This is a genomic window from Stenotrophomonas acidaminiphila, assembly GCF_001431595.1.
Lineage (GTDB): Bacteria > Pseudomonadota > Gammaproteobacteria > Xanthomonadales > Xanthomonadaceae > Stenotrophomonas > Stenotrophomonas acidaminiphila.
In genome coordinates, this window is sequence record NZ_LDJO01000026.1 from 56,594 (window position 1) to 78,319 (window position 21,726).

At 69.5% G+C, this 21,726-nt stretch carries 17 protein-coding genes; 12 read left to right on the forward strand and 5 right to left on the reverse strand.

Annotated elements, in window-relative coordinates:
* Positions 1-106: 106 nt before the first annotated feature.
* A complete protein-coding gene (clpB, locus tag ABB33_RS08560) occupies positions 107-2,692 on the reverse strand; it encodes an ATP-dependent chaperone ClpB (RefSeq protein WP_056932009.1) in 2,586 nt (861 codons plus the stop codon).
* A gap of 387 nt (positions 2,693-3,079) precedes the next feature.
* On the opposite strand from clpB, the gene ABB33_RS08565 reads away from it, so the two are divergent.
* The 8 genes from ABB33_RS08565 (at position 3,080) to ABB33_RS08600 (ending at position 11,001) form a co-directional block, all read left to right on the forward strand.
* Positions 3,080-3,574, forward strand: coding sequence for a sigma-70 family RNA polymerase sigma factor (locus tag ABB33_RS08565; protein ID WP_056931845.1), 495 nt, complete (start codon positions 3,080-3,082; stop codon positions 3,572-3,574).
* Positions 3,564-4,565, forward strand: coding sequence for a FecR domain-containing protein (locus ABB33_RS08570; RefSeq protein WP_198421457.1), 1,002 nt, complete (start codon positions 3,564-3,566; stop codon positions 4,563-4,565). The genes ABB33_RS08565 and ABB33_RS08570 overlap by 11 nt, the downstream gene beginning before the upstream one ends.
* A gap of 119 nt (positions 4,566-4,684) precedes the next feature.
* Positions 4,685-7,489, forward strand: coding sequence for a TonB-dependent receptor plug domain-containing protein (locus ABB33_RS08575; protein ID WP_056931847.1), 2,805 nt, complete (start codon positions 4,685-4,687; stop codon positions 7,487-7,489).
* Between the two features lie 16 nt (positions 7,490-7,505).
* Complete coding sequence (locus tag ABB33_RS08580) at positions 7,506-7,805, forward strand: hypothetical protein (RefSeq protein WP_056931848.1); 300 nt, start codon at positions 7,506-7,508, stop codon at positions 7,803-7,805.
* A 5-nt stretch (positions 7,806-7,810) separates the two neighbouring features.
* Positions 7,811-8,983, forward strand: a complete 1,173-nt coding sequence (locus ABB33_RS08585; RefSeq protein WP_082595041.1) for a cytochrome-c peroxidase — start codon at positions 7,811-7,813, stop codon at positions 8,981-8,983.
* Positions 8,984-9,036: 53 nt separating this feature from the next.
* Entirely contained in the window at positions 9,037-9,378 is a 342-nt protein-coding gene (locus ABB33_RS08590; RefSeq protein ID WP_056931849.1) for an HvfA family oxazolone/thioamide-modified RiPP metallophore, read from the forward strand.
* 16 nt (positions 9,379-9,394) lie between these two features.
* On the forward strand, positions 9,395-10,243 hold the full coding sequence (locus ABB33_RS08595) for an HvfB family MNIO-type RiPP peptide maturase (RefSeq protein WP_056931850.1): 849 nt from the start codon (positions 9,395-9,397) through the stop codon (positions 10,241-10,243).
* Positions 10,240-11,001, forward strand: a complete 762-nt coding sequence (locus ABB33_RS08600) for an HvfC family RiPP maturation protein (protein ID WP_056931851.1) — start codon at positions 10,240-10,242, stop codon at positions 10,999-11,001. Before ABB33_RS08595 ends, ABB33_RS08600 begins: the two co-directional genes overlap by 4 nt.
* Positions 11,002-11,146: 145 nt before the next feature.
* Here ABB33_RS08600 and ABB33_RS08605 read toward each other — a convergent pair whose 3' ends face one another.
* The 3 genes from ABB33_RS08605 to ABB33_RS08615 form a co-directional block, all read right to left on the reverse strand.
* Positions 11,147-11,893, reverse strand: a complete 747-nt coding sequence (locus ABB33_RS08605) for an energy transducer TonB (RefSeq protein ID WP_152985019.1) — start codon at positions 11,891-11,893, stop codon at positions 11,147-11,149.
* A gap of 442 nt (positions 11,894-12,335) precedes the next feature.
* Positions 12,336-13,943, reverse strand: coding sequence for a SulP family inorganic anion transporter (locus ABB33_RS08610; RefSeq protein WP_054663833.1), 1,608 nt, complete (start codon positions 13,941-13,943; stop codon positions 12,336-12,338).
* Between the two features lie 77 nt (positions 13,944-14,020).
* Positions 14,021-14,494 carry a DUF3574 domain-containing protein gene (locus ABB33_RS08615; protein ID WP_054663829.1) on the reverse strand — a complete coding sequence of 158 codons (474 nt, stop codon included), beginning with the start codon at positions 14,492-14,494 and terminating at the stop codon, positions 14,021-14,023.
* A gap of 195 nt (positions 14,495-14,689) precedes the next feature.
* Here ABB33_RS08615 and ABB33_RS08620 point away from each other — a divergent pair, with 195 nt between their 5' ends.
* From ABB33_RS08620 to otsA, 4 genes are all read left to right on the forward strand, one after another.
* Positions 14,690-17,125, forward strand: a complete 2,436-nt coding sequence (locus ABB33_RS08620) for a TonB-dependent receptor plug domain-containing protein (protein ID WP_056931853.1) — start codon at positions 14,690-14,692, stop codon at positions 17,123-17,125.
* 95 nt (positions 17,126-17,220) lie between these two features.
* The gene (otsB, locus tag ABB33_RS08625; protein ID WP_056931854.1) at positions 17,221-17,964 is read left to right on the forward strand and encodes a trehalose-phosphatase; all 744 of its coding nucleotides are present in this window, start codon (positions 17,221-17,223) and stop codon (positions 17,962-17,964) included.
* Positions 17,965-18,050: 86 nt separating this feature from the next.
* The gene (locus ABB33_RS08630) at positions 18,051-19,832 is read left to right on the forward strand and encodes a glycoside hydrolase family 15 protein (protein WP_056931855.1); all 1,782 of its coding nucleotides are present in this window, start codon (positions 18,051-18,053) and stop codon (positions 19,830-19,832) included.
* On the forward strand, positions 19,829-21,196 hold the full coding sequence (otsA, locus tag ABB33_RS08635; RefSeq protein ID WP_056931856.1) for an alpha,alpha-trehalose-phosphate synthase (UDP-forming): 1,368 nt from the start codon (positions 19,829-19,831) through the stop codon (positions 21,194-21,196). Before ABB33_RS08630 ends, otsA begins: the two co-directional genes overlap by 4 nt.
* A 79-nt stretch (positions 21,197-21,275) precedes the next feature.
* Here the strand turns inward: otsA and ABB33_RS08640 are convergent, their stop codons facing one another.
* Entirely contained in the window at positions 21,276-21,704 is a 429-nt protein-coding gene (locus ABB33_RS08640) for a thiol-disulfide oxidoreductase DCC family protein (RefSeq protein WP_056931857.1), read from the reverse strand.
* Positions 21,705-21,726 lie beyond the last annotated feature (22 nt).

Sequence of the window (21,726 nt, forward strand, 5' to 3'; positions counted from 1 at the left end):
CGGCCATGGCCGCTGGTTGCAACGGTTACTGCTGATCCGTGGTGATCAGCCGATAACCCGCAGGCATGAGTGGACACCCCGCGTACGGAGTGTCCACCGGGCGCGATCAACCCTTGGCGAAACGCAGCTGGCCGCCAGCGGCCTCGACGTGGATGGTGTCGCCGCTGGCGAACTCGCCGCCGAGGATCCTCGACGCCAGCGGGTTTTCGAGCTGCTGCTGGATCGCGCGCTTGAGCGGACGCGCGCCATACACCGGGTCGAAGCCGACGTTGCCCAGCAGGTCGAACGCCGAATCGGCCACGTCCAGCTTCAGCCCGCGCTCGCCCAGCCGCTTCTCCAGCCCGCGCATCTGGATCCGCGCGATCTGCTTGATCTGCTGCTTGTCCAGCGGGTGGAACACCACGATGTCGTCCAGCCGGTTGATGAACTCCGGGCGGAAATGCGCCTGCACCACACCCATCACCGCCGCCTTCATCTGGATGTAGGCCTCCGGCGAGTCGTCGCCGCTCATCTCCTGGATCTGGTGCGAGCCGAGGTTGCTGGTCATCACGATGACGGTATTGCGGAAGTCCACGGTGCGGCCCTGGCCATCGGTCAGGCGGCCGTCGTCGAGCACCTGCAGCAGGATGTTGAACACATCCGGGTGCGCCTTCTCCACCTCGTCCAGCAGGATCACGCTGTACGGGCGGCGGCGCACCGCCTCGGTGAGATAGCCGCCTTCCTCGTAGCCGACGTAGCCCGGGGGCGCACCGATCAGGCGCGCCACGCTGTGCTTCTCCATGAACTCGCTCATGTCGATACGCACCATCGCGTCGGACGAATCGAACAGGAAATCGGCCAGCGCCTTGGTCAGCTCGGTCTTGCCCACGCCGGTGGGGCCCAGGAACAGGAACGAGCCGCTGGGACGGTTCGGGTCGGACAGGCCGGCACGCGAACGGCGCACCGCATCGGACACCACGCGGATCGCCTCTTCCTGGCCGACCACGCGGGTGTGCAGCACCTGCTCCATGCGCAGCAGCTTGTCGCGCTCGCCTTCGAGCATCTTGCTGACCGGGATGCCGGTCCAGCGCGCGACCACCTCGGCGATCTCCTCGTCGGTCACCCGGTCCTGCACCAGCTTGAAATCCTTGCGCTCGACTTCCTGCGCCGCCGCCAGCTGCTTTTCCAGGTTGGGCAGCAGGCCGTACTGGATCTCGCTCATGCGCGCGAAATCCTGGCGGCGCTGCGCCGCCTCCAGCTCCAGCCGGGCCTGCTCGATCTGTTCCTTGATCCGGGTCGTGCCCTGCAGCGCGGCCTTCTCCGATTTCCAGATCTCGTTGAGGTCGGAGAACTCGCGCTCCAGCCCGTCGATGTCCGCCTCCAGGTCGGCCAGGCGCTTCTGCGATGCCTCGTCCTTCTCCTTCTTCAGCATTTCGCGCTGGATCTTGAGCTGGATCAGGCGGCGCTCGAGGCGGTCCAGTTCCTCGGGCTTGGAGTCGATCTCCATGCGGATGCGCGAGGCGGCCTCGTCCATCAGGTCGATGGCCTTGTCCGGCAGCTGGCGGTCGGCGATGTAACGGTTGGACAGCGTGGCCGCGGCGACGATGGCCGGGTCGGTGATCTCCACGCCGTGGTGCACGGCGTACTTTTCCTTGAGCCCGCGCAGGATGGCGATGGTGTCCTCCACCGAGGGCTCGCCGACGAACACCTTCTGGAAGCGGCGCTCCAGCGCGGCGTCCTTCTCGATGTACTGGCGGTATTCGTCCAGCGTGGTCGCGCCGATGCAGTGCAGCTCGCCGCGCGCCAGCGCCGGCTTGAGCATGTTGCCCGCGTCCATCGCGCCGTCGGCCTTGCCGGCTCCGACCATGGTGTGCAGTTCGTCGATGAACAGGATGATCTGGCCCTCGTTCTTGGCCAGGTCGTTGAGCACGCCCTTGAGCCGCTCCTCGAACTCGCCGCGGAACTTGGCGCCGGCGATCAGCGCGCCCATGTCCAGCGACAGCACGCGCTTGCCGCGCAGGCCCTCGGGCACCTCGTCGTTGACGATGCGCTGGGCCAGGCCCTCGACGATGGCGGTCTTGCCCACGCCGGGTTCGCCGATCAGCACCGGGTTGTTCTTGGTCCGGCGCTGCAGCACCTGGATGGTGCGGCGGATCTCCTCGTCGCGGCCGATCACCGGGTCGAGCTTGCCGCTTTCCGCGCGCGCGGTCAGGTCGATGGTGTACTTCTCCAGCGCCTGGCGCTGCTCCTCGGCGTTCTCGCTCTGCACGGTCTCGCCGCCGCGCAGCTTGTCGATCGCCGCTTCCAGCTTCTTCCTGTCGGCACCGGCCGCGCGCAGCGCCATGCCGGCCGCACCGCCGTCGTCGGTGGCGGCCAGCAGGAACCACTCGCTGGCGATGAACTGGTCGTTGTGCTGCTGGGCCAGCTTGTCGGTGGCGTTGAGCAGGCGGCTGAGGTCGTTGCCCATCGACAGGTTGCCGGCCTGGCCGGAGACCTTGGGCAGCGCGTCCAGCGCCTCGCCCAGGCGCTCCCGCAGCAGCGGCACGTTGACCCCGGCCTGGGCCAGCAGCGGCCGGCTGCTGCCACCGGCCTGGTCGAGCAGCGCGGCCAGCACATGCACCGGCTCGATGATGTTGTGGTCGCGGCCCACGGCCAGCGACTGCGCATCGGCCAGGGCTTTCTGGAAGTTGGAGGTGAGCTTGTCCATCCGCATGGTGGTCATCCCGAATCAGGGGCCGGCGTCGCCGGCGATACTCGTTCAGATGCGGTTGCGGCGGTGTGATTCAAGCCCGCCACCGGCTGCCATTCAGCCGCAATCATCCCGTGTTTCCAGTATCGGACACGGCAGGTGCGACGCCTTTGATCCCGCGCAATCACCTAGCCCCTCCGCAAGCTTCACCCATGCCGCCAAGGCCCCGTCCCCGCACACCCTGCCGCAGCGGAAATCCCTCCGGCGGGCACACCCGTCAGCGGCCCAAGCTGGTCAAGCAGCGGCAGCACCGTCATAATTGATAACGATTCTCAATTGTTATTGACCAACGGATCAGGCCACGCCGCCGGAAGGTGAACAGGCGCCCCAGTCCCACTTCCCGTGAACCTCATGGCGGCCCAATCCGAAACCCTCGTCACGCTCTACCGTGACCACCACGCATGGCTCCGCGGCTGGCTCGCCGGCCGGCTCGGCTGTCGCGAAGTCGCGGCCGACCTCGCGCAGGATACGTTCGCGCGGCTGATGGCCGGGCGCGACCTGCAGGGCGTACTGGAGCCGCGCGCCTACCTGACCACCGTCGCCAAGGGCCTGATGGCCAACTGGTGCCGCCGCCAATCGCTGGAGCGCGCCTATCTGGAAAGCCTGGCGGCACTGCCCGAACCAAGCACGCCCTCGGCCGAGCATCAGGCGCTGGTCCGCGAGGCCCTGCACCTGATCGACGCCATGCTCGACAGCCTGCCCGGCGATGCCCGCCAGGTGTTCCTGCTGGCGCAGTTCGAAGGCATCGGCTACGACGAAATCGCCCGCCGGCTCGGCATCTCCCTGAGTACGGTCAAGCGCCACATGAAGCGCGCCCTCGTCGGCTGCCTGTCCCATGTGCCCTGACACGCCTCACCGGGAAGACCCGCTGGTACAGGCCGCGATGGAGCAGGCCGCGCTGGAGCAGGCCGCCGAGTGGATGCTGCGCCTGCATGACGGGGCCGGCAGCGAGGCCGACCGTCTGGCCTGCGAACACTGGCGCTGCGTATCGCCCGCCAACGCCCGCGCCTGGGCGCGGGTGGAGCGCCTGCAGGACCTTTTCGGCCAGGTACCGCCTGCCATTGCCCTGCCGGTGCTGGGCCGCCCGGCCAACGCGGGGCGCCGCAATGCGATCAAGCACCTGGCGCTGCTGTCGAGCGCCGCCCCCGGCGGCTGGCTGGGCTGGCAACTGTGGCAGCGCGGCGACTGGAGCGCCGACCAGCGCACCGCCACCGGCGAGCGCCGCCAGCTGCGCCTGCCCGATGGCAGCCGGGTCGAACTGGACACCGCCACCGCGCTGGACCTGCGCTTTGACGCCAGCGCGCGCGGCGTGCGCCTGCGCGAAGGCAGGATCCTGGTGGAAGCCGCCGCCGATCCGCTCTCGCCGCCGCGCCCGTTCCGGGTACGCACCGCCTTCGGCAGCCTGCAGGCGCAGGCAACCCGTTTCGAAGTCCGCGCCCTCGGCGACCGCCACCGGGTCATGGTGCTGGAAGGGGCCGTCCGCCTGGGCTTCGGCCTGCCCACCGTGGCAACCCGGATGATCAATGCCGGGCAACTGGCCTGGTTCGACGCCCATGGCTGCAGCGCTTCGCTCGACGCCGACCCTGCGCAGGCGGCCTGGGTAGGCGGCATGCTCGCGGCCGACCGCATGCCGCTGGGCGAGCTGCTCGGGGAACTGGCGCGCTACCGCAGCGGCCGCCTGCGCTGCGACCCCGAGGTGGCCGCACTGGCCGTTTCCGGCGCATTTCCGCTCGACGACATCGAGCGCAGCCTGGCGATGCTCGAAGCCATCTACCCGCTCGCCGTGCGCCGGGGCGCAGGCGGCTGGTGGATCACGGTAGGCCCGCGCGGGGCTTGAACCCTGCCCCTTCCACGCCGCATCCGGCGATGGCCAACGCGTCGGATGCGAAACGCCTGACACTTTCTGCGGTCTCGCGTGGCAGGCATCAGGTACCCCCTTCATCTCGAACATTCCCCATGCGCCGACTGCCCTCCCCGCTCCGCGTCAGCCTGCTCGCGGCCGCCCTCGCAGCAACCCCGCTGTCGCCCTTCGTCCCCGCAGCCGCCGCCCGGTCCGGGACGAACGCCGAGCTGCCGGCCGGTCCGCTCGGCCGCTCGCTGGCCGCCTTCGCCAGCCAGCGCGGCATCGCCCTGGCCTACCAACCGGCGCTGACCACGGGCCTGCAGGCGCCCGCGCTGCGTGGCCCGGTCGGCGACCGTGAAGGGCTGGAACGCCTGCTGGCGGGCTCCGGCCTGCGCCTGATCGCCCTGTCCGACGGCAGCTACACGCTGGAGAGGGCACCGGCCGGCAACGGCACGATCGCGCTGGCACCGCTGCGCATCGGCGCGCAGCGCGCCTTCCCCTATTCGGAAGGTGCCGTGCTGGACCAGGCCTACATCCAGGACACCAACAAGGGCAACGGCGACCTCGCCACCCTGCTGCGCATCAACCCGGCGGTGCAGTCCGGCGAAACCGCGCGCAGCTCGCGCAACGGCGGCGAAATCCGCCCGGCCGACATCAGCATCAACGGCGCGCCGTTCTACCAGAACGCGTTCCTGCTCGACGGCGTCAGCGTCAACAATGACATCGACCCGGCCAACGCCTTCACCTCCGTCGCCGACGTCAACAACATCAACGACGTACCCAGCCAGTCGCAGGGCATCGCCATCGACACCGACATGCTGGAAAGCGTGACCGTCTATGACAGCAACGTGCCCGCCAGTTTCGGCAACTTCACCGGCGGCGTGGTCGATGCACAGACGCGCAAGGCCGGCGACGCACTCCACGGCAAGGTCTGGTTGCGCATGGCGCGCTCGGCCTGGGACGAGGTCATCATTCCACGCGGCCAGGAAACCACCTGGGACCAGTCGGCCACCTTCGCCTACCAGCCCAGCTACGACAAGTACAAGTTCGGGGTGCGCCTGGAAGGCCGCACCGCCGCCGGCATCGGCATGATCGGCACGCTCACCCGCACGCGTTCGGACATCCCGCTGCGCGGTTACAGCGCAGGCAACGCCAGCACGACCGATGCCAACAGCAAGACCCAGACCCGCGAGAACACCGCCGCCACCCTCAATCTGGACTGGAGTAACGGCGAAGGGCTGACACTGGGCGCGAACCTGGTCCATGCGCCCACCGACGACCGCTACTTCATCATGAACGCCAGGGACGCCTGGTTCGACATAAAGCAGGGCGGCCCCGTGCTCAGCCTGCGTGCCAACCTGGAACGCACCGCATGGTCGTTCAACAACACGCTCAGCTACAGCGACCTGGAAAGCTCGCGCCGCAGCCAGGTGGACTACTGGAAGGCCTGGGCCAGATCCGACGCCCACGACTGGGGCGTGAACAACAGCAGCTTCGAGGGCAGCTGGGGCAACATCGACCAGCACGACCGCAAAACCGGCTACCGGTTCGAGGCCGACCGCGCGGCCTTCGACTGGGGAGCCAGCCGTCACACGCTGCAGTTCGGCGCGTCCTACCAGCAGCGCAAGGCCGACTACGAGCGCCTGAACGACCACTTCAGCTACCTGCAGCCCTACGCCACCACCCGTTGCGCCCTCAGCAACGGCAGCGTGGACAGCGATGGCTGCTCGCTGTCTCCGGTGCAGGCCTCCACCGGCACGGTCGCCGCCCCCATCCTGGTGGCCGGCCAGGGCCAGTACTTCCGCCGCCTGACCACCTACCACGCCGGCAGGTTCAGCGTCAGCGGCAACGAATGGGCCGGCTGGGTGCAGGACGACATCAGCATGGGCAACTGGAGCGTGCGTCCCGGCCTGCGCGTGGAGGACGACAACATCTGGAACCGGACCACGCTGTCGCCGCGCCTGGCCACGTCCTGGGACATCCTCGGCAATCGCGAATCGGTGCTGACCGCCGGCGTCAACCGCTACTACGGGCGCAATTTCTTCAGTTACCTGCTGCGCGAAGGCCGCGAACGCCTGACCGAGATCAAGCTGCGCACCAGCAGCAGCACCTCGTGGGACAGCGTGACCGGAACCCTGGCGACCTCGACCAACCGCATCTCCGAGGTGGACATCCCCCACACCGACGAATGGACCCTCGGCTTCGACCAGCACTGGAAGGGCTGGGACGTCAGCCTGAAATACGTCAACCGCGACAACAAGGACGAAGTGCTGCGCCAATCGGTGCGCAGCGGCGACGCCAGCGGCTACTACTCCACCAGCGTCTACCAGTACGTCAACAAGGGCCGCAGCCGGAGCAGCATCCACACCTTGAGCGCCGCCCCGGCGCAGACGCTGGACTGGCGCCGCAGCCATACCAGGCTGCAATTTGCCTTCGACTACACCGACACCAAACGCAACTACACCGACTACCAGACCAGCTGGAGCGATGCCAGCGACGAGCGGGTCCTGTACAAGGGCGAGGCGGTGTGGCTGTACGACCTACCCGCCAGGGACTTTGCGCGCAAGTGGACGGCACGCCTGTCCACCCAGACCCGCCTGCCGCTGGGGCAGGGCGAATTGCTGTGGAGCAATTTCCTGCGCTACCGCGCCGGCTTCCGCGACATCGTCAGGGACGGCAGCGGCAACTACAACGGCGAGAGCCTGGACGCCTACGTCGACCGCGACTACCCGCGCGCCTTCACCTTCGACAGCACCTTCGAATACACCCTGGAGCTGCCACGCGAGCAGCAGGCCTATGCCCGCGTCGAGGTCGCCAACATCCTGAACCGCGCCAACAAGATCAGCGGCACCACCTCCAGCTCGATGTACTACGAGGCCGGCCGCAGCTTCTGGCTGGAACTGGGTTACAGGTTCTGACCGGGAGATGCAGACGATGAGCACGCCCGCCGCGTTGCATGTCCGACCGGCCCGCATCACCGATGCGCGGATGTGGGCAGCGTTGGCGATGGTGGCATTGCAGATCGTGCTGCTGCCCCCGCCGGGCGTGTCCATTGGCACTACGCATGCCCGCAACGTGTTGGCCGGCGGCAGCCTGTTGTTGGCTGTCGCCGGCCTTCTCCCCGGGCGGGTGCCGCTTCCCTTCGCAGACAGTATCCGCTGGCCACTGCGCCAGCCGCTGATTCCAGTCTGGCCGGTGGCGGCACGCCCCTCCATGATCGCCACCGGGTTCTGACTCGAATGCCACGCATCTTTTCTCCATCACGCCTGCTGCCCGCAGTCCTGCTGTTGTGCTCGGTGGGCGGCCTGTACGTCGCCCACGCGCAAACCGGCGCCAATGCGCCGGACGCCGCACCCACGCTGGAGCAATGCCGCCAGCGCATCGCACCGAGCGCGCCGGGCATCGATTTCGATTGCCTGCGCCGCGTCTATGCCCTGCCGGTCGCGCAATGGCCCGCGCCCCACATCGACGAGGGCGTGCAATGGCAGGAGCTGGCGCCGCTGCCGAAACACCCTCCCGAACCGGCCGACAATCCGGGTACCCCGGAAAAAATCGCACTGGGCAGGAGGCTGTTCGAGGATCCACGCCTGTCGCGCTCCGGGCAGATCGCCTGCGCCAGCTGCCACGACCGCCAGTTGGGCTGGGGCGATGGCCGCAAGGTGTCCTTCGGCCACGACCGCCAGGCCGGCAAGCGCAACGCGATGAGCGTGGCGATGGCCGCGTATGCGCATCCCCTGTTCTGGGACGGACGCGCCGCCACGCTGGAAGAACAGGCCGCGTTTCCGATCCAGGATTCCCGGGAAATGGCCTTCACCACCCGGGAACTGGAGCACCGCCTGAACCGCAGCAAGGATTACCCGGCCGAATTCGCCCGCGTGTTCGGCAGCCGCAGGATCAGCGTGCGCGAAGTAGGCCAGGCCATCGCCGCCTATGAGCGCACGCTGGTGCCACGCAACAACCGCTTCGACCGTTTCCTGGAAGGCAACCGCAACCTGCTCGGCGACCAGCAGCTGTGGGGCCTGCACCTGTTCCGCACCCATGCGCGCTGCATGAACTGCCACAGCGGCCCGGCCCTGACCAACAACGGCTTCCACAACCTCGGCCTGCACTTCTACGGCCGTCCGCAACAGGACCTGGGCCGCTACGAAATCACCGGCGACCCCACCGACAGCGGCAAATTCCGCACCCCTTCGCTGCGCAACGTAAGCAGTACCGGACCGTGGATGCATACGGGCGGATTCACCCAGATGCGCGGTATCGTCAACATGTACAACGTCGGCATGCCGCGCCCGCAACCGAAGCCGGGCCAGGCCGACGACCCGTTGTTTCCGCAGCCGGACCCGCTGCTGAAAGTGCTGGACCTGCACAAGACCGAGCTGGAAGCCATCACCGAATTCCTGCAAAGCCTGTAGCCTGCCTTCGCAATTCCCTCATTCTTGCGGCCCGGCCGCACCCGGAGACTCCCATGCCTGACGACACCTCGACCTCCCGCATCCTCCGCTCGGCGCTGACCGGCAGCCTCGCACTGGCCGGCTCCACCTTCGCCGCGCAGGCGCTGGCCGGCGGCTACGCACAGGATGCAGCCGCCAGCCCGCAGGCCGCCCCGGCCGTGGCGAAGAAGGCCCAGGAAGGCAAGTGCGGCGAAGGCAAGTGCGGGGCCCATGCACCCGCTACCGCTGCCACTCCTGCGGCCGCCCCGGCCCCGGCCCCGGCTCCTGCCCCTGCTGCCAACGCCAAGCCCAAGCCCAAGCCGCAGCAGGCACAGCCCGCCACGGATGCGGATGCCTCGCCACGCGCCGGGCGCTGACGTTACGGCCTTCGGCATGCCGGCCCCCGCCTCCTCCCTGCCTGCCGCATCGGCCGGACTCGGCCTGCGGCGGGACCTGCTGGCGGAGCTGGCCGCAGCGCCCGATGGCGCCTTCGATTTCCTCGAATGCGCGCCCGACAACTGGGTCGGCATCGGTGGGCCAGCGGGCGAGGCACTGGCCGCGCTGGCCGCCCGTCATCCGCTGACCTGCCACGGCCTGTCGCTGTCGCTGGGCGGGCCGGAACCGCTGGACCGGGAGTTCCTCGCCCGCACCCGTGCTTTCCTCGACCGCCACCGCGTACGCCACTACAGCGAGCACCTGAGCTACTGCACCGACGAAGGCCACCTGTACGACCTGCTGCCGCTGCCCTTCACCGAAGCGGCGGTGCGCCACGTGGCCGCACGCATCGGCCAGGCCCAGGACCTGCTGGGGCGGCGCATCGCCGTGGAGAACATCGCCTACTACGCCGCCCCTTGGCGCGACATGGACGAGGCCGATTTCATCAATGCGGTGCTCGATGCAGCCGACTGCGACCTGCTTCTGGACGTCAACAACGTGCAGGTCAACGCCGTCAATCACGGCTATGACGCCGCCGGTTTCATCGCGCGCATGCCCTCCCGGCGGGTCGCGGGCTACCACGTCGCCGGGCATCTGGATGTCGCGCCGGATCTGAAGGTAGACACCCACGGCAGCGCGGTGAGCGAGCCGGTCTGGGGGTTGCTGGCGCTGGCCTTCGATCTCCACGGCGTACGCCCCACCCTGCTGGAGCGCGACTTTGGTTTTCCGCCGCTGCCCGAGCTGCTGGACGAAGTGGCGCACATCCGCCGCATCCAGGCCGCCGCCACACCCGGACGGCCGCGATGAACCAGGACACGTTGCGCCGGCAGCAGTTGCAGTTCGCCCACCATCTCCGCGACCCGGACCATGCGCCGCCACCGCCCGGCATCGAGGCGCGCCGGCTGGCGCTGTACCGCGAGCTGGTCCTCGGCAACCTGCAACGCATGCTGGACGCCGCCTTCCCCGTCTGCCGGACCCTGCTCGGGGAAAACGCATGGCAGGGCCGGGTACGCCACTTCCATGCCCGGCACCGCTGCCAGAGCCCGCTGTTCGCCCGCATCCCGTCCGAATTCGTCACCTACCTGCAGACCCCGCAAGCCGAAGCACCTGCCTGGCTGGTCGAACTGGCGCACTACGAAACAGTCGAACTGACCCTGCAGACCGCCGACGACCCGGCGCCGGCGCACCTCGCGGAGGGGGACCTGCAGACCGGCACCCCCGTGCTGTCGCCCTGGCTGCGCGCGCTGGCCTACCGCTGGCCGGTGCATCGCCTCGGCGGAGACCGGCTGCCCGAGGACACGCCCCCGGCCATGCCGACACTGCTGCTGGTGTGGCGTGCGCCAACCGGCGAGGTGTGTTTCGCCGAGCTCAGCCCGGCCAGCTTCCGCCTGCTGGAATGGCTGGCACAGCCACGACCGCCGAGCGCGGCCGAAGCACTTGCCCGGTTGGCCGGTGAAACCGCCGCGCCCGATCCCGCCGCATTCATGGCAACCGGGTACGACCTGCTGCGGCACTGGCGGCAGCAAGGCGTCGTTCTCGGCATCCGGCCCGACCAGGCAGATTGACCGGCGCGGGTTTCGGCGCCGCGGGCGCCTTCGTCATCCGCACGGCAGGGTGAAGCGCAGGAGGTGCCCGCACAGATCCGCCCGGAACGGTCACGACCTGGTGGACAGGCATGCTTGTCGCCGCGGCAACGCTGCGTGCCGCGCTTCAGCGCAGGAAGAACTCCACCGGCACTTCCAGTTCCACCGGGTCGGGCAGCGAAGCCGGCGGCGCTGGCAGCGGCTGCGCGCGATGGAAGGTCTGCAATGCCTCCTCGTCGAGGGACGCATGACCGCTGCTGCGTTGCAATGCCACCGACAACACCCGCCCCTGCCGGTCGATGCGCACGTGCACGTAGGCCACCCCTTGCTGCCGCGCGACCTGTGCCGCGCGCGGATAGTGGCGGAACCGCTCCAGCCGGGCCAGCACATCGCCGGTCCAGTTCGCCTGCGTTCTGCCGGCATGGCGCGGCGCCGGCGGCAGCGAGGGTGCGGGCGGCGCGGCCTGCTGGCTGCGTTCGGCGGTTTCGTCCGGCGACGCGGGCGATGAGGACGGCTCCGGTATCGCCTCGGCAGCCATGTCGGGAAACTGCGCGGCCGCAGGTATGGCTTCGGCCAGCACCCGTTCGGAGGTCGGCGGCGCCAGCGTGGCGGAAGAGCGCGGCGGCGACGCCGTGCTGTCGGGGGTCGGCACCGGTGCCTGCAACTGCGCCACCGGTATCGCCGGGGCCGCGGGCGGCAGCAGGCTCAACTGCACCCGCACGGTCTCCTCCGCAACCTTCGCCGGCACCGGCATCCGTGCCCAGCCCCCCAACACGCCCATCGCTGCGGCCAGGTGCAGCAGCACGGTGCTTGCCGCCGCCAGCCAATGCATGCGCCGCTCATGATCGGCCAGCGTGCGTTTCGTGCGCCTCATGCCGGCCCGGCCGGGCGGCGCGTTCAAGGCAGCCCCTCCCGGGCGCCTCCGGATCGGGAGGATCTCCGCTGTCGCCGGCGCCCCGTAGATCACGCCGGCCATTGTGAACATGATAATCATTCTCAAATTATACCCGGGACACGGGCTCTCCATGCACATGCCCCAGCGCAGGCACCGCACCCTGCCGGCTGTCCGCTGCAACGGATTCCCAGGCTACCCCGCGCGCAGCGATGCCTTGCGAATCAACAGGAAAATCGCGCGCCCCCTGTCGGCAACGCCCACTCCTCATCCGAAGCGAGGCGACAGCCCCGCAACGCCAATGGATGAGTGCCTGCAGTCCCGACTCACGCGTCCGGCCACCTTGCCGGAAACGGGAGCGCCCCTGCCCGCTCCGTACTTCGTTCAATCGCCGCCCCGGATCACCCGGAGCGCGGGGCCTGGCTTATCCCTCTGCCCGGGCGTCCTTGCCCCCTGCTGGCCGGAACGAGCCGAGCAGGGCCAGTACTGCCGCCAGCGCCACGTAGGCACCGGCGAACTGCCAGCTGATGCTCCGCTGCAGCCCCTGCAGTGTCCACGGCAGGTACACGCCGCCGCGCGGATCGACCGAGTGGATCAGGCCGAACAGGGTCAGCAGCGCAGCCACCAGCAACAGCGCCGAGGCGCGCCGGGGCTGCTGCTCGATCATCGCCACCAGCATGGCGATCCACAGCATCGCGGTGATGATGAAGCCGTTGCCCAGGGCGAAGATCACCGCCAGTTCCGGCAGGCCGTGGCCGTCCAGCGTTGTGGTCAGTTCCAGCAGCCGCTCCGGCGCGATCCAGCCCGGGGCCTTGATCGCCAGCAGGTAGGCCACCGAGGGCAGGAAGCCGAGCACCATCGCCGCGGCATGCCGCTTCGGCGTGGCCTCGAACGCCTGGGTGGTGATGTCGATGGCCACGTACACGATGATCGGCGCCAGTACCGCCAGCGGCAGCCACTGCACCAGCCCCGAGATCACCCCGAGCATGCCGCCGATGCCGACGAACAGGCCGGTCAGCAGCGTGTAACCGCTGCGTGCGCCCATGTGCTTGTAGGCCGGCTGGCCGATATACGGAGTGGTCTGGGCGACGCCGCCGCAGAGCCCGGCCACCAGCGTGGCCACGGCCTCCACCAGCAGGATGTCGCGGGTGCGGTAGTCGTCGCCGGCCGCGCGTGCGCTCTCGGACACATTGATGCCGCCGACCACCATCAGCAGGCCGAACGGCAGCAGCAGCGGCAGGTAGTCCAGCGCCGCCGGCAGGCCGTCGATGAAGCCCAGCGTCGGCAGCGGCAGCACCACCTGCGGCGGCGTCCACTGCGGCAGGGCGAAACCCGGTGCCCCCAGCCCCGCCAGTCCCAGCCCGTAGTACAGCGCGGTACCGACGACGAAGGCCACCAGCACCCCCGGCGCGCGTACCGGCAGGCGCCCCTTGGCGACCAGCACGTACAGCAGCAGGCCCAGGGTGACGAAGCCGGCCACCGGCGAGCGCAGGGCCTCCAGCAGCGGCAGCAGTCCCATCAACACCAGCGCGATGCCGGCGATGGAGCCCAGCAGCGCGGCCCGCGGCAGCGCGCGGGTCACCGCCTCGCCGAAGAACGACAGCACCAGCTTGAGCACGCCCATGATCACCAGCGCCGCCATGCCCAGCTGCCAGGTGGCCATCGCCGCGGCGTGCGGTTCCATGCCCTGCTGGCGGAAGCCGGCGAAGGCCGGGCCCAGCACCAGCAGCGCCATGCCGATGCTGGTCGGGGCGTCCAGCCCCAGCGGCATCGCGGTGACATCGTCGCGGCCGCTGCGCGCGGCCAGCCGCCGCGCCATCAGCGTGTACAGCAGGTTGCCCACCAGCACGCCGAAGGCGGTGCCCGGAAACATGCGCCCGAACACCACCTCGGCCGGGAACTGGAAGATGCCCACCAGCGCCATTGCGATGAAGCCGAGGATGGACAGGTTGTCGACCACCAGGCCGAAAAAGCCGTTGAGGTCGCCGGCGACGAACCAGCGCGGGCGCGGGGCTGCGGAGTGGGGAGCCATGGATGGACCAGCGAAAAGAAGGAGGAAAACCACTGCCGGGACGCGGGTGCCACGCCCCGGCCCGGCTCACGCGATGCTCAGAACGAGACGTCCACCGCCTGTCTCGCCCACAGCACCGACTGGTGGCCGGTGGCCTGCTTCCATGCCAGGCGGATCGCCTCGATGTCGTTGCGGCGCTGCGGCGTGTCCTCGTGCAGCACCACCAGCACCTTGGTGCGTAGCCGCTCGGGCCCGGCCGCGCCGCGGAACAGCCACTGGCCGTACGCATCGAACACGGTCAGGCCGTCGGGGAAGCGCGGCGTCACTTCGCCGTCGAGGAACGCGCGCCACTGCGCCTGGCTGATCGAGTCGGTCTGCACGCGGCTGGATTCGCCGTCCTCCCGGCCCACGCCGAAGTACAGCTCGCTGCGTACCCAGTGCGCGCCCTCCGCGGGGCGCGCGGCGTCGCCATGCAGCGCGGCGGTCGCCGCCGGCGGGTCAGCGGGAGGGGCGGCGGCGGCAACCCCGCCCAGGCACAACAGCAGCGGAAACAGGAAAACGGATGACTTCATGGATGACCTCTGGAGGGCCCTGCAAGGATGGCGTACCGGTCGCTGCAGCGGCATATCACGTTTACGGATGAGCTGATGCCACGCGGGGCTTGCACCGGGCAGCGGCATCACGCGAAGATAACATATCGCTCCATCCGGATGAATGTAACAAAGCATCCGGACTCCCTTCCCACGTCACCCCCGGAGTTCCCCCCAATGGCCCGTATTTCCCCGGCACCGCTCGGCCTGGCCGTCGTGCTGGCATTGTCCTCACCCGCCTATGCCCAGGAGGCATCCGGCCCGGCGACCACGCTCGACACCGTGATCGTCACCGGCACCCGCGCCAGCGACCGCACCGTACTGGAATCCACCTCGCCGGTGGACGTGCTCACCGCCGAGGACATCCGCAAGGCCGGCGTGGTCAACGGCGAGCTCGGCAGCGCGTTGCAGGCGCTGCTGCCCTCGTTCAACTTCCCGCGGCAGTCCAACTCCGGCGGTGCCGACCACGTGCGCGCGGCGCAGCTGCGCGGGCTGTCGCCGGACCAGGTGCTGGTGCTGGTCAACGGCAAGCGCCGCCACAACTCGGCGCTGGTCAACACCGACAGCAAGATCGGCAAGGGCACCACGCCGGTGGACTTCAACGCCATCCCGGTCAGCGCCATCAAGCGCATCGAGGTGCTTCGCGACGGCGCCGGCGCGCTGTACGGCTCCGACGCCGTGGCGGGGGTGATCAACGTGATCCTCGACGATGCCCCCGGGGGCGGCGCCATCGAAGCCAGCTTCGGCGCCCACCATACCGACCTCAAGCCGATCGGCCGCACCCTGACCGACGGCCAGACAGGCTTTCTCAGCGCCAAGGTCGGCACCGCGCTGGGCGATGACGGCGGCTTCCTGCGCGTCGGCCTGGAACTGAAGAACCGCGAAGCCACCAACCGCGCCGGGTTCGACCAGATCCCGCCGTGGGAGGCACAGACCCCCGACAACCTGGCCCTGGCCGGCAAGCGCAACTACGCCCTGGGCGACGGCGCCAGCAAGGATCTCAACGCCTGGTTCAACACCGAAATCCCGTTCGGCGCGACCTCCAAGGCCTATGCGTTCGGCACCTACAACCAGCGCGATACCGAAGGCGCCAACTACTTCCGCTATCCCGACGGCGAAGCCAACTGGAAGCAGCTCTACCCGCACGGCTACCGCCCCGTCTCCGAAGGCGAGAACCTCGACGTGCAGCTGGTGGCCGGTGCGCGCGGCCAGTGGGGCGAGTGGAACTACGACGCCAGCCTCGACCACGGCCGCAACGAATTCACCTACCGCCTGCGCGATTCGCTCAACGCCTCGCTCGGCCCGGCCAGCCCCACCCGCTTCAAGACCGGCGATTACGCGTTCGCGCAGACCGTGGCCAACCTCGATGTAGGCCGCATCTTCGTGCGCGCCGACGACAGCCACAGCCTCGGCTTCGGCGTGGAAGCGCGTCACGAACGCTACGAGACCGGCGCCGGCGACCCGGCCAGCTACGCCGCCGGCCCGTACACCGACCGCCCGACCGGCTCGCAGGCCGGTGGCGGCCTGACCCCGCAGGACGAAGCGCACCTCAGCCGCGACGTGGCCAGCGCCTACACCAGCCTGTCCTCGACCTTCGGCGAGAAACTCTCCACCGACATCGCCGCACGCTACGAGCACTACCAGGACTTCGGTGGCGAGCTCACCGGCAAGCTCGGCGCACGCTATGCGTTCGCGCCGGCGTTCGCGCTGCGCGGCGCCATCTCCAACAACTTCCACGCGCCGTCGCTGAGCCAGACCGGTTTCGAATCCACCTCCACCGGCTACACCGCCGGCGGCCAGCTGGTGCAGGGCCGGCTGCTGTCGGTGAACAACCCGATCGCGCGCGCGCTCGGCGCCCGCGACCTGAAGCCGGAGAAGTCGATCAACTACAGCCTCGGCTTCACCAGCCAGATCGGCAGCCACCTGGACCTGTCGCTGGACCTGTTCCAGATCGACATCGACGACCGCATCGCGCTGTCGGAGAGCATCACCGGCGACGCACTGACCGACTTCGTGCAGCAGCGCTTCGGCGTGGGCGGGCTGGAAAGCGCGCACTACTTCGTCAATGCCGCCGACACCCGCACCCGTGGCGCCGAGTTCGTCGCCAACTGGCGGCAGACGCTGGGCGGCGGCGACCTGCTGCTCACCGGCACCTGGAGCTACGCCAGGACCGAGCTGAAGAACGTGCTGGCCACGCCGCCGCAGCTGCTCGCGCTGGATCCGGGCTACGTGCTGTTCGGCGTGGAGGAAAGCAATACCCTCACCGACGCCGCGCCGCGCACCCGCGCACAGCTGGCGGCGAGCTGGACCGACGACCGCTGGTCGCTCAGCAGCCGCCTGAGCCGCCATGGCAGCGCCCGCCGCGTGTTCGATTTCGGCGGCGGCTTCACTCCGACCCAGACCTATGGCGCGGAATGGCAGCTGGATGCGGAAGTGGAATACCGCATCACCCCGGCGTGGAGCGTGGCCGTCGGCGGGCAGAACCTGACCGACAACTACCCGGACCGCTCCAACCAGGACATCCACTATTTCGGCAACCTGCCCTATGACGTGCTGTCGCCGATCGGCAGCAATGGTGCGTACTGGTACGGCCGCGTGCGCTACGCGTTCTGACCCTGTGCTGGAAACCGGGACCCGCGCCCGGTTTCCAGCCGTCCCGCGGCGCTGCGATAACTTTCCGCTCACGCCGTGCATGGCATGGTGGGCGCATGCTCAAAGCGTCCATCAGCCTGCCCCCCGCGCTGGATCCCGCGTGTGCACTGTTCCTCGATGTCGACGGCACACTGGTCGGGTTCGCCGCACAACCTGAAGACGTACGCCTGCCGCCAGGCGTCCGCGACTGGATAGCCCGCATCGGCGAGCGCCTTGATGGCGCCGTGGCACTGGTCAGTGGCCGTCCGCTGGCGCAACTGGACCAGTTGTTCGCCCCCTTGCGGCTGCCCGCCGCCGGCCTGCACGGCACACAACTGCGGCGCGGCGCCGGGGAACCGGCGCAAGCCGGCGAAACCGCGTCCTGGCTGCACGAGCTGCACGTACAGGCGATGCGCTTCGCGCATGCGCACCCCGGCGTGCGCGTGGAAGCCAAGGGCCAGGCCCTGGCCCTGCACTGGCGCAACGCACCGGATGCCGCGCAGGCGGTGGACGCATTCGCGCGCGCACAGCTGCCGCGGCTGCCGGGCGTGCGCCTGCAACCGGGCAACCACGTCGTCGAGCTGGTGTCCGCCAACCACGACAAGGGCGCCGCGGTGACCGCGCTGATGAGCGCGGCGCCATTCGCCGGACGCTACCCGGTATTCGTCGGCGACGACCTCACCGACGAATACGGCTTCGCCGCGGCGACGCGGCTGGGCGGCTACGGAATCCTGGTCGGCGACCGTTCCCCGACCCAGGCCCGCCATGCCCTGCCGGACGTGGCCGCGATGCATGACTGGCTGCGCGCGGGCGCGGCCTGATGCCATGTCGCGCCGCCGGGTCACCGGCGGCGTGCGCGTTTGCACACCCGGGGAGGCCTGGCCTCCCCACCAGCAAGGAGGAAGCGATGCTTCAAGCCAACCTCGAGATGGGCGTCATCGGCAATGGCAGTTTCGGCGCCCTGATCGACCGACATGCACGCGTGGTGTGGAGTTGCCTGCCCGCGTTCGACGGCGACCCGGCGTTCTGCGCGCTGTTGTCGCCGCGCGGGCATGACGGCGGCGACTTCGCCATCGAGCTGGAGGACTACGCCGGCAGCGAGCAGCACTACATCACCAACACCGCGATCCTGCGCACGGTGCTGCGCGACGCCCATGGCGGGCAGGTGGAAGTGATCGACTTCGCCCCGCGCTGGCGCCGCAACGACCGCTTCTACCGTCCGCCGAGCCTGATCCGGCGCATCCGCCCGCTGGCCGGCAACCCGCGCATCCGCGTGCTGGCGCGACCGCTGGCCGACTGGGGCGCACGCGTTCCCGAATGCACCTGGGGCAGCAACCACCTGCGCTGGCTGCTGCCGGGCTTCACCCTGCGCCTGACCACCGACGTGCCGGTGCGCTTCATCCGCGAGGCGCTGCCGTTCGTGCTCGCCCACCCCATGGAACTGGTACTGGGCGTGGACGAGCCGCTGGACCGCTCGCTCGCCAGCTACGCGCAGGAAGCGCAGCAGCGCACCGAGGACTACTGGCGCGAATGGACCCGCTACCTGTCCATCCCGCTGGAATGGCAGGACGCGGTGATCCGCAGCGCCATCACCCTCAAGCTGTGCCAGTACGAGGACAGCGGCGCGATCATCGCCGCGATGACCACCTCCATTCCCGAGGCCCCGGGCAGCGCCCGCAACTGGGATTACCGCTACTGCTGGCTGCGCGATGCCGCTTTCGTGGTGCGTACGCTCAACCGGCTCGGCGCGACCCGGACGATGGAGGACTTCCTGCGCTACATTTTCAACCTGGCCACCACCGACGGCAGCCTGCAGCCGCTGTACGGCATCGGCCTGGAGGAACGGCTCGACGAGCACGAAGTGCCATCGCTGGCCGGCTACCGCGGCATGGGCCCGGTGCGGCGCGGCAACCTGGCCTGGCTGCAGCGGCAGCACGATGTCTACGGTTCGGTGGTACTGGCCTCGACCCAGCTGTTCTTCGACCAGCGCCTGAACGACCCGGGCGACGTGCATACCTTCGCCCGGCTCGAACCGCTTGGCGAACGCGCCTATGCCCTGCACGACGTCCCCGATGCCGGGCTGTGGGAGTTCCGTGGCCGCACCGCGGTGCATACCTATACCGCCGCGATGTGCTGGGCAGCCTGCGACCGCCTGGCCAAGATCGCCGTGCGCCTGGAACTGGGCGAGCGCGCCACGCTGTGGCGCGAACGCGCCGACCACATCCGCGAGCGGGTGCTGGCGCGCGGATGGAACGCGCAGCGGGGCCATTTCACCGACACCCTCGACGGCACCCACCTGGATGCTTCGCTGCTGCTGCTGGCCGACATCGGCTTCATCGACGCGGACGACCCGCGCTATGTCGCCACGGTGGAGGCCATCGGCCACGGCCTGCGCCGCGGCGACGCGCTGTTCCGCTATGTCGCCCCCGATGACTTCGGCGCGCCGGAGACCAGCTTCACCATCTGCACGTTCTGGTACATCGACGCACTGGCCGCGATCGGCCGCATGGACGAGGCCCGCGCCCTGTTCGAAAGCGTGCTGGCACGGCGCAACCACCTCGGGCTGCTGTCCGAGGACCTGGCCTTCAGCAACGGCGAGCAATGGGGCAACTTCCCGCAGACCTACTCGCACGTGGGCCTGATCACGGCCGCGATGCGGCTGTCGCGCAGCTGGCAGGAGGCCTCGTGAGCCGCCTGGTGGTGGTTTCCAACCGGGTCGCGCTGCCCGGCGAGAACCGCGCAGGCGGCCTTGCCGTGGCGCTGCAGGCCGCACTGAAGGAACGCGGCGGCCTGTGGTTCGGCTGGAGCGGGCGCAGCGTGGCCGGGCCCAGCGGGCAACTGCACGAACACAGCGATGGCGCCATCCGCTACGCCACCCTGGACCTGTCCAAGGCCGATCTGGACAACTACTACAACGGCTTCTCCAACCGCGCGCTGTGGCCGCTGCTGCACTTCCGCCTGGACCTGGTGGACTACGACCGCAGCAAGCGCGAGGGCTACTGGCGGGTCAACACGCTGTTCGCCGACCGGCTCGCGCCGATGCTGCGCGACGACGACATCGTGTGGATCCACGACTACCACCTGATCCCGCTGGCGGCGCTGCTGCGCGAGCGCGGCATCGGCTGCCGCATCGGTTTCTTCCTGCACGTGCCGGTGCCTTCGGCGGACCTGGTGCAGGCCTTGCCCGAGCACCACTCGCTGTTCTCGGCGCTGTATGCCTGCGACCTGCTCGGCTTCCAGACCCGGCGCGACATGGACCGCTTCCAGTCGTGGGTGCGCCTGTTCGGCGGCGGCCGCGTCATCGACGAGGCGCACATCCAGGCCCCCGACGGGCGCCGCGTGCGCATCGCCGCGTTCCCGATCAGCATCGACACCGCGCACATCGCGCGGCAGGCGCGCGCGGCCACCGGCAACAGCCCGGTACGCGCGCTGCGGCACAGCCTGCAGGAGCGCAAGCTGGCCATCGGCGTGGACCGCCTGGACTATTCCAAGGGCCTGCCCGAGCGCTTCCATGGCTTCGAGCGCTATCTGGCGCGCTACCCGCAGCAGAAGGGCAGCATGACCTTCCTGCAGATCGCACCGGTCTCGCGCGGCAGCGTGGCCGAGTACCGCACGCTGCGCAGCGAACTGGAGCAGCTGGCCGGGCATATCAACGGCAGCCACGCCGAGGCCGACTGGACGCCGCTGCGCTACGTCAACCAGAACTACGCGCACAGCACCCTGACCGGCTTCTACCGCGAAGCCGCGGTGGGGCTGGTGACGCCGCTGCGCGACGGCATGAACCTGGTGGCCAAGGAGTACGTTGCCTCGCAGGACCCGGACGATCCCGGCGTGCTGGTGCTGTCGCTGCTGGCCGGTGCCGCCGACGAACTCAGGCAGGCATTGCTGGTCAACCCGCACGACCTGGACGGCGTCGCCGACGCCATCGCCACCGCGGCGAACATGCCGCGCGGCGAACGCATCGAGCGCTGGCAGGCGATGATGGAGCACCTGCGCGAGTACGACATCAACCGCTGGCGGCGCGACTACCTGCAGGCCCTGGAGGGCAGCTGAGCGGCGCGGCCGCCGGCAGCGCGGGCATGCACCGGAAACGGCGCCTTTCGCGCACCGCCGCGGTAACGCCCTGCCCGGCCTAATCCAGGAAACGGTGAACCTGCTCCGGCGATGGCAGGTAGCAGCTGCCATGGCGGCCGAACCAGCGGTAGCGGTTGCGCGCCAGCCAGCGGTAACCGCGGTCGCGCAGGGAGCGCGGCAGCAACCGCGCCAGTGCCACCAGCCGCCAGGGGCCACCGAGGCCGGCCAGCACGCGCACGATGGCGTCGGTATCGGTATGCGCGTGCCCGTGCTCGACCAGCAGGAACGACAGCGGATCATCCGGATCGAGGCCATGGGCACGCATCAGCCGGCGCCCGTGCGTGCCCTGCATCGCCGCGAAGCGGTAGCGGCCATGGCGATCGAAACGCAGCAGGAAGCGCACCCAGCGGCTGCACAGCGCGCAGACGCCATCGAACACGATCACCGGCGCAGAACCGGAGGCGGAGTCGGGCGTGCCTTTACCCATGGCCGCGGCCTCCGCCGATGCG

Coding starts and splice junctions, on each gene's coding strand:
- otsB (WP_056931854.1), top strand. CDS start 17,221: ATGCTCAAAGCGTCCATCAGCCTGCCCCCCGCGCTGGATCCCGCGTGT.
- ABB33_RS08570 (WP_198421457.1), top strand. CDS start 3,564: ATGTGCCCTGACACGCCTCACCGGGAAGACCCGCTGGTACAGGCCGCG.
- ABB33_RS08640 (WP_056931857.1), bottom strand. CDS start 21,704: ATGGGTAAAGGCACGCCCGACTCCGCCTCCGGTTCTGCGCCGGTGATC.
- ABB33_RS08595 (WP_056931850.1), top strand. CDS start 9,395: ATGCCGGCCCCCGCCTCCTCCCTGCCTGCCGCATCGGCCGGACTCGGC.
- ABB33_RS08565 (WP_056931845.1), top strand. CDS start 3,080: ATGGCGGCCCAATCCGAAACCCTCGTCACGCTCTACCGTGACCACCAC.
- ABB33_RS08605 (WP_152985019.1), bottom strand. CDS start 11,893: ATGAGGCGCACGAAACGCACGCTGGCCGATCATGAGCGGCGCATGCAT.
- ABB33_RS08585 (WP_082595041.1), top strand. CDS start 7,811: ATGCCACGCATCTTTTCTCCATCACGCCTGCTGCCCGCAGTCCTGCTG.
- ABB33_RS08615 (WP_054663829.1), bottom strand. CDS start 14,494: ATGAAGTCATCCGTTTTCCTGTTTCCGCTGCTGTTGTGCCTGGGCGGG.
- ABB33_RS08630 (WP_056931855.1), top strand. CDS start 18,051: ATGCTTCAAGCCAACCTCGAGATGGGCGTCATCGGCAATGGCAGTTTC.
- ABB33_RS08580 (WP_056931848.1), top strand. CDS start 7,506: ATGAGCACGCCCGCCGCGTTGCATGTCCGACCGGCCCGCATCACCGAT.
- ABB33_RS08610 (WP_054663833.1), bottom strand. CDS start 13,943: ATGGCTCCCCACTCCGCAGCCCCGCGCCCGCGCTGGTTCGTCGCCGGC.
- ABB33_RS08620 (WP_056931853.1), top strand. CDS start 14,690: ATGGCCCGTATTTCCCCGGCACCGCTCGGCCTGGCCGTCGTGCTGGCA.
- clpB (WP_056932009.1), bottom strand. CDS start 2,692: ATGCGGATGGACAAGCTCACCTCCAACTTCCAGAAAGCCCTGGCCGAT.
- ABB33_RS08600 (WP_056931851.1), top strand. CDS start 10,240: ATGAACCAGGACACGTTGCGCCGGCAGCAGTTGCAGTTCGCCCACCAT.
- ABB33_RS08575 (WP_056931847.1), top strand. CDS start 4,685: ATGCGCCGACTGCCCTCCCCGCTCCGCGTCAGCCTGCTCGCGGCCGCC.
- ABB33_RS08590 (WP_056931849.1), top strand. CDS start 9,037: ATGCCTGACGACACCTCGACCTCCCGCATCCTCCGCTCGGCGCTGACC.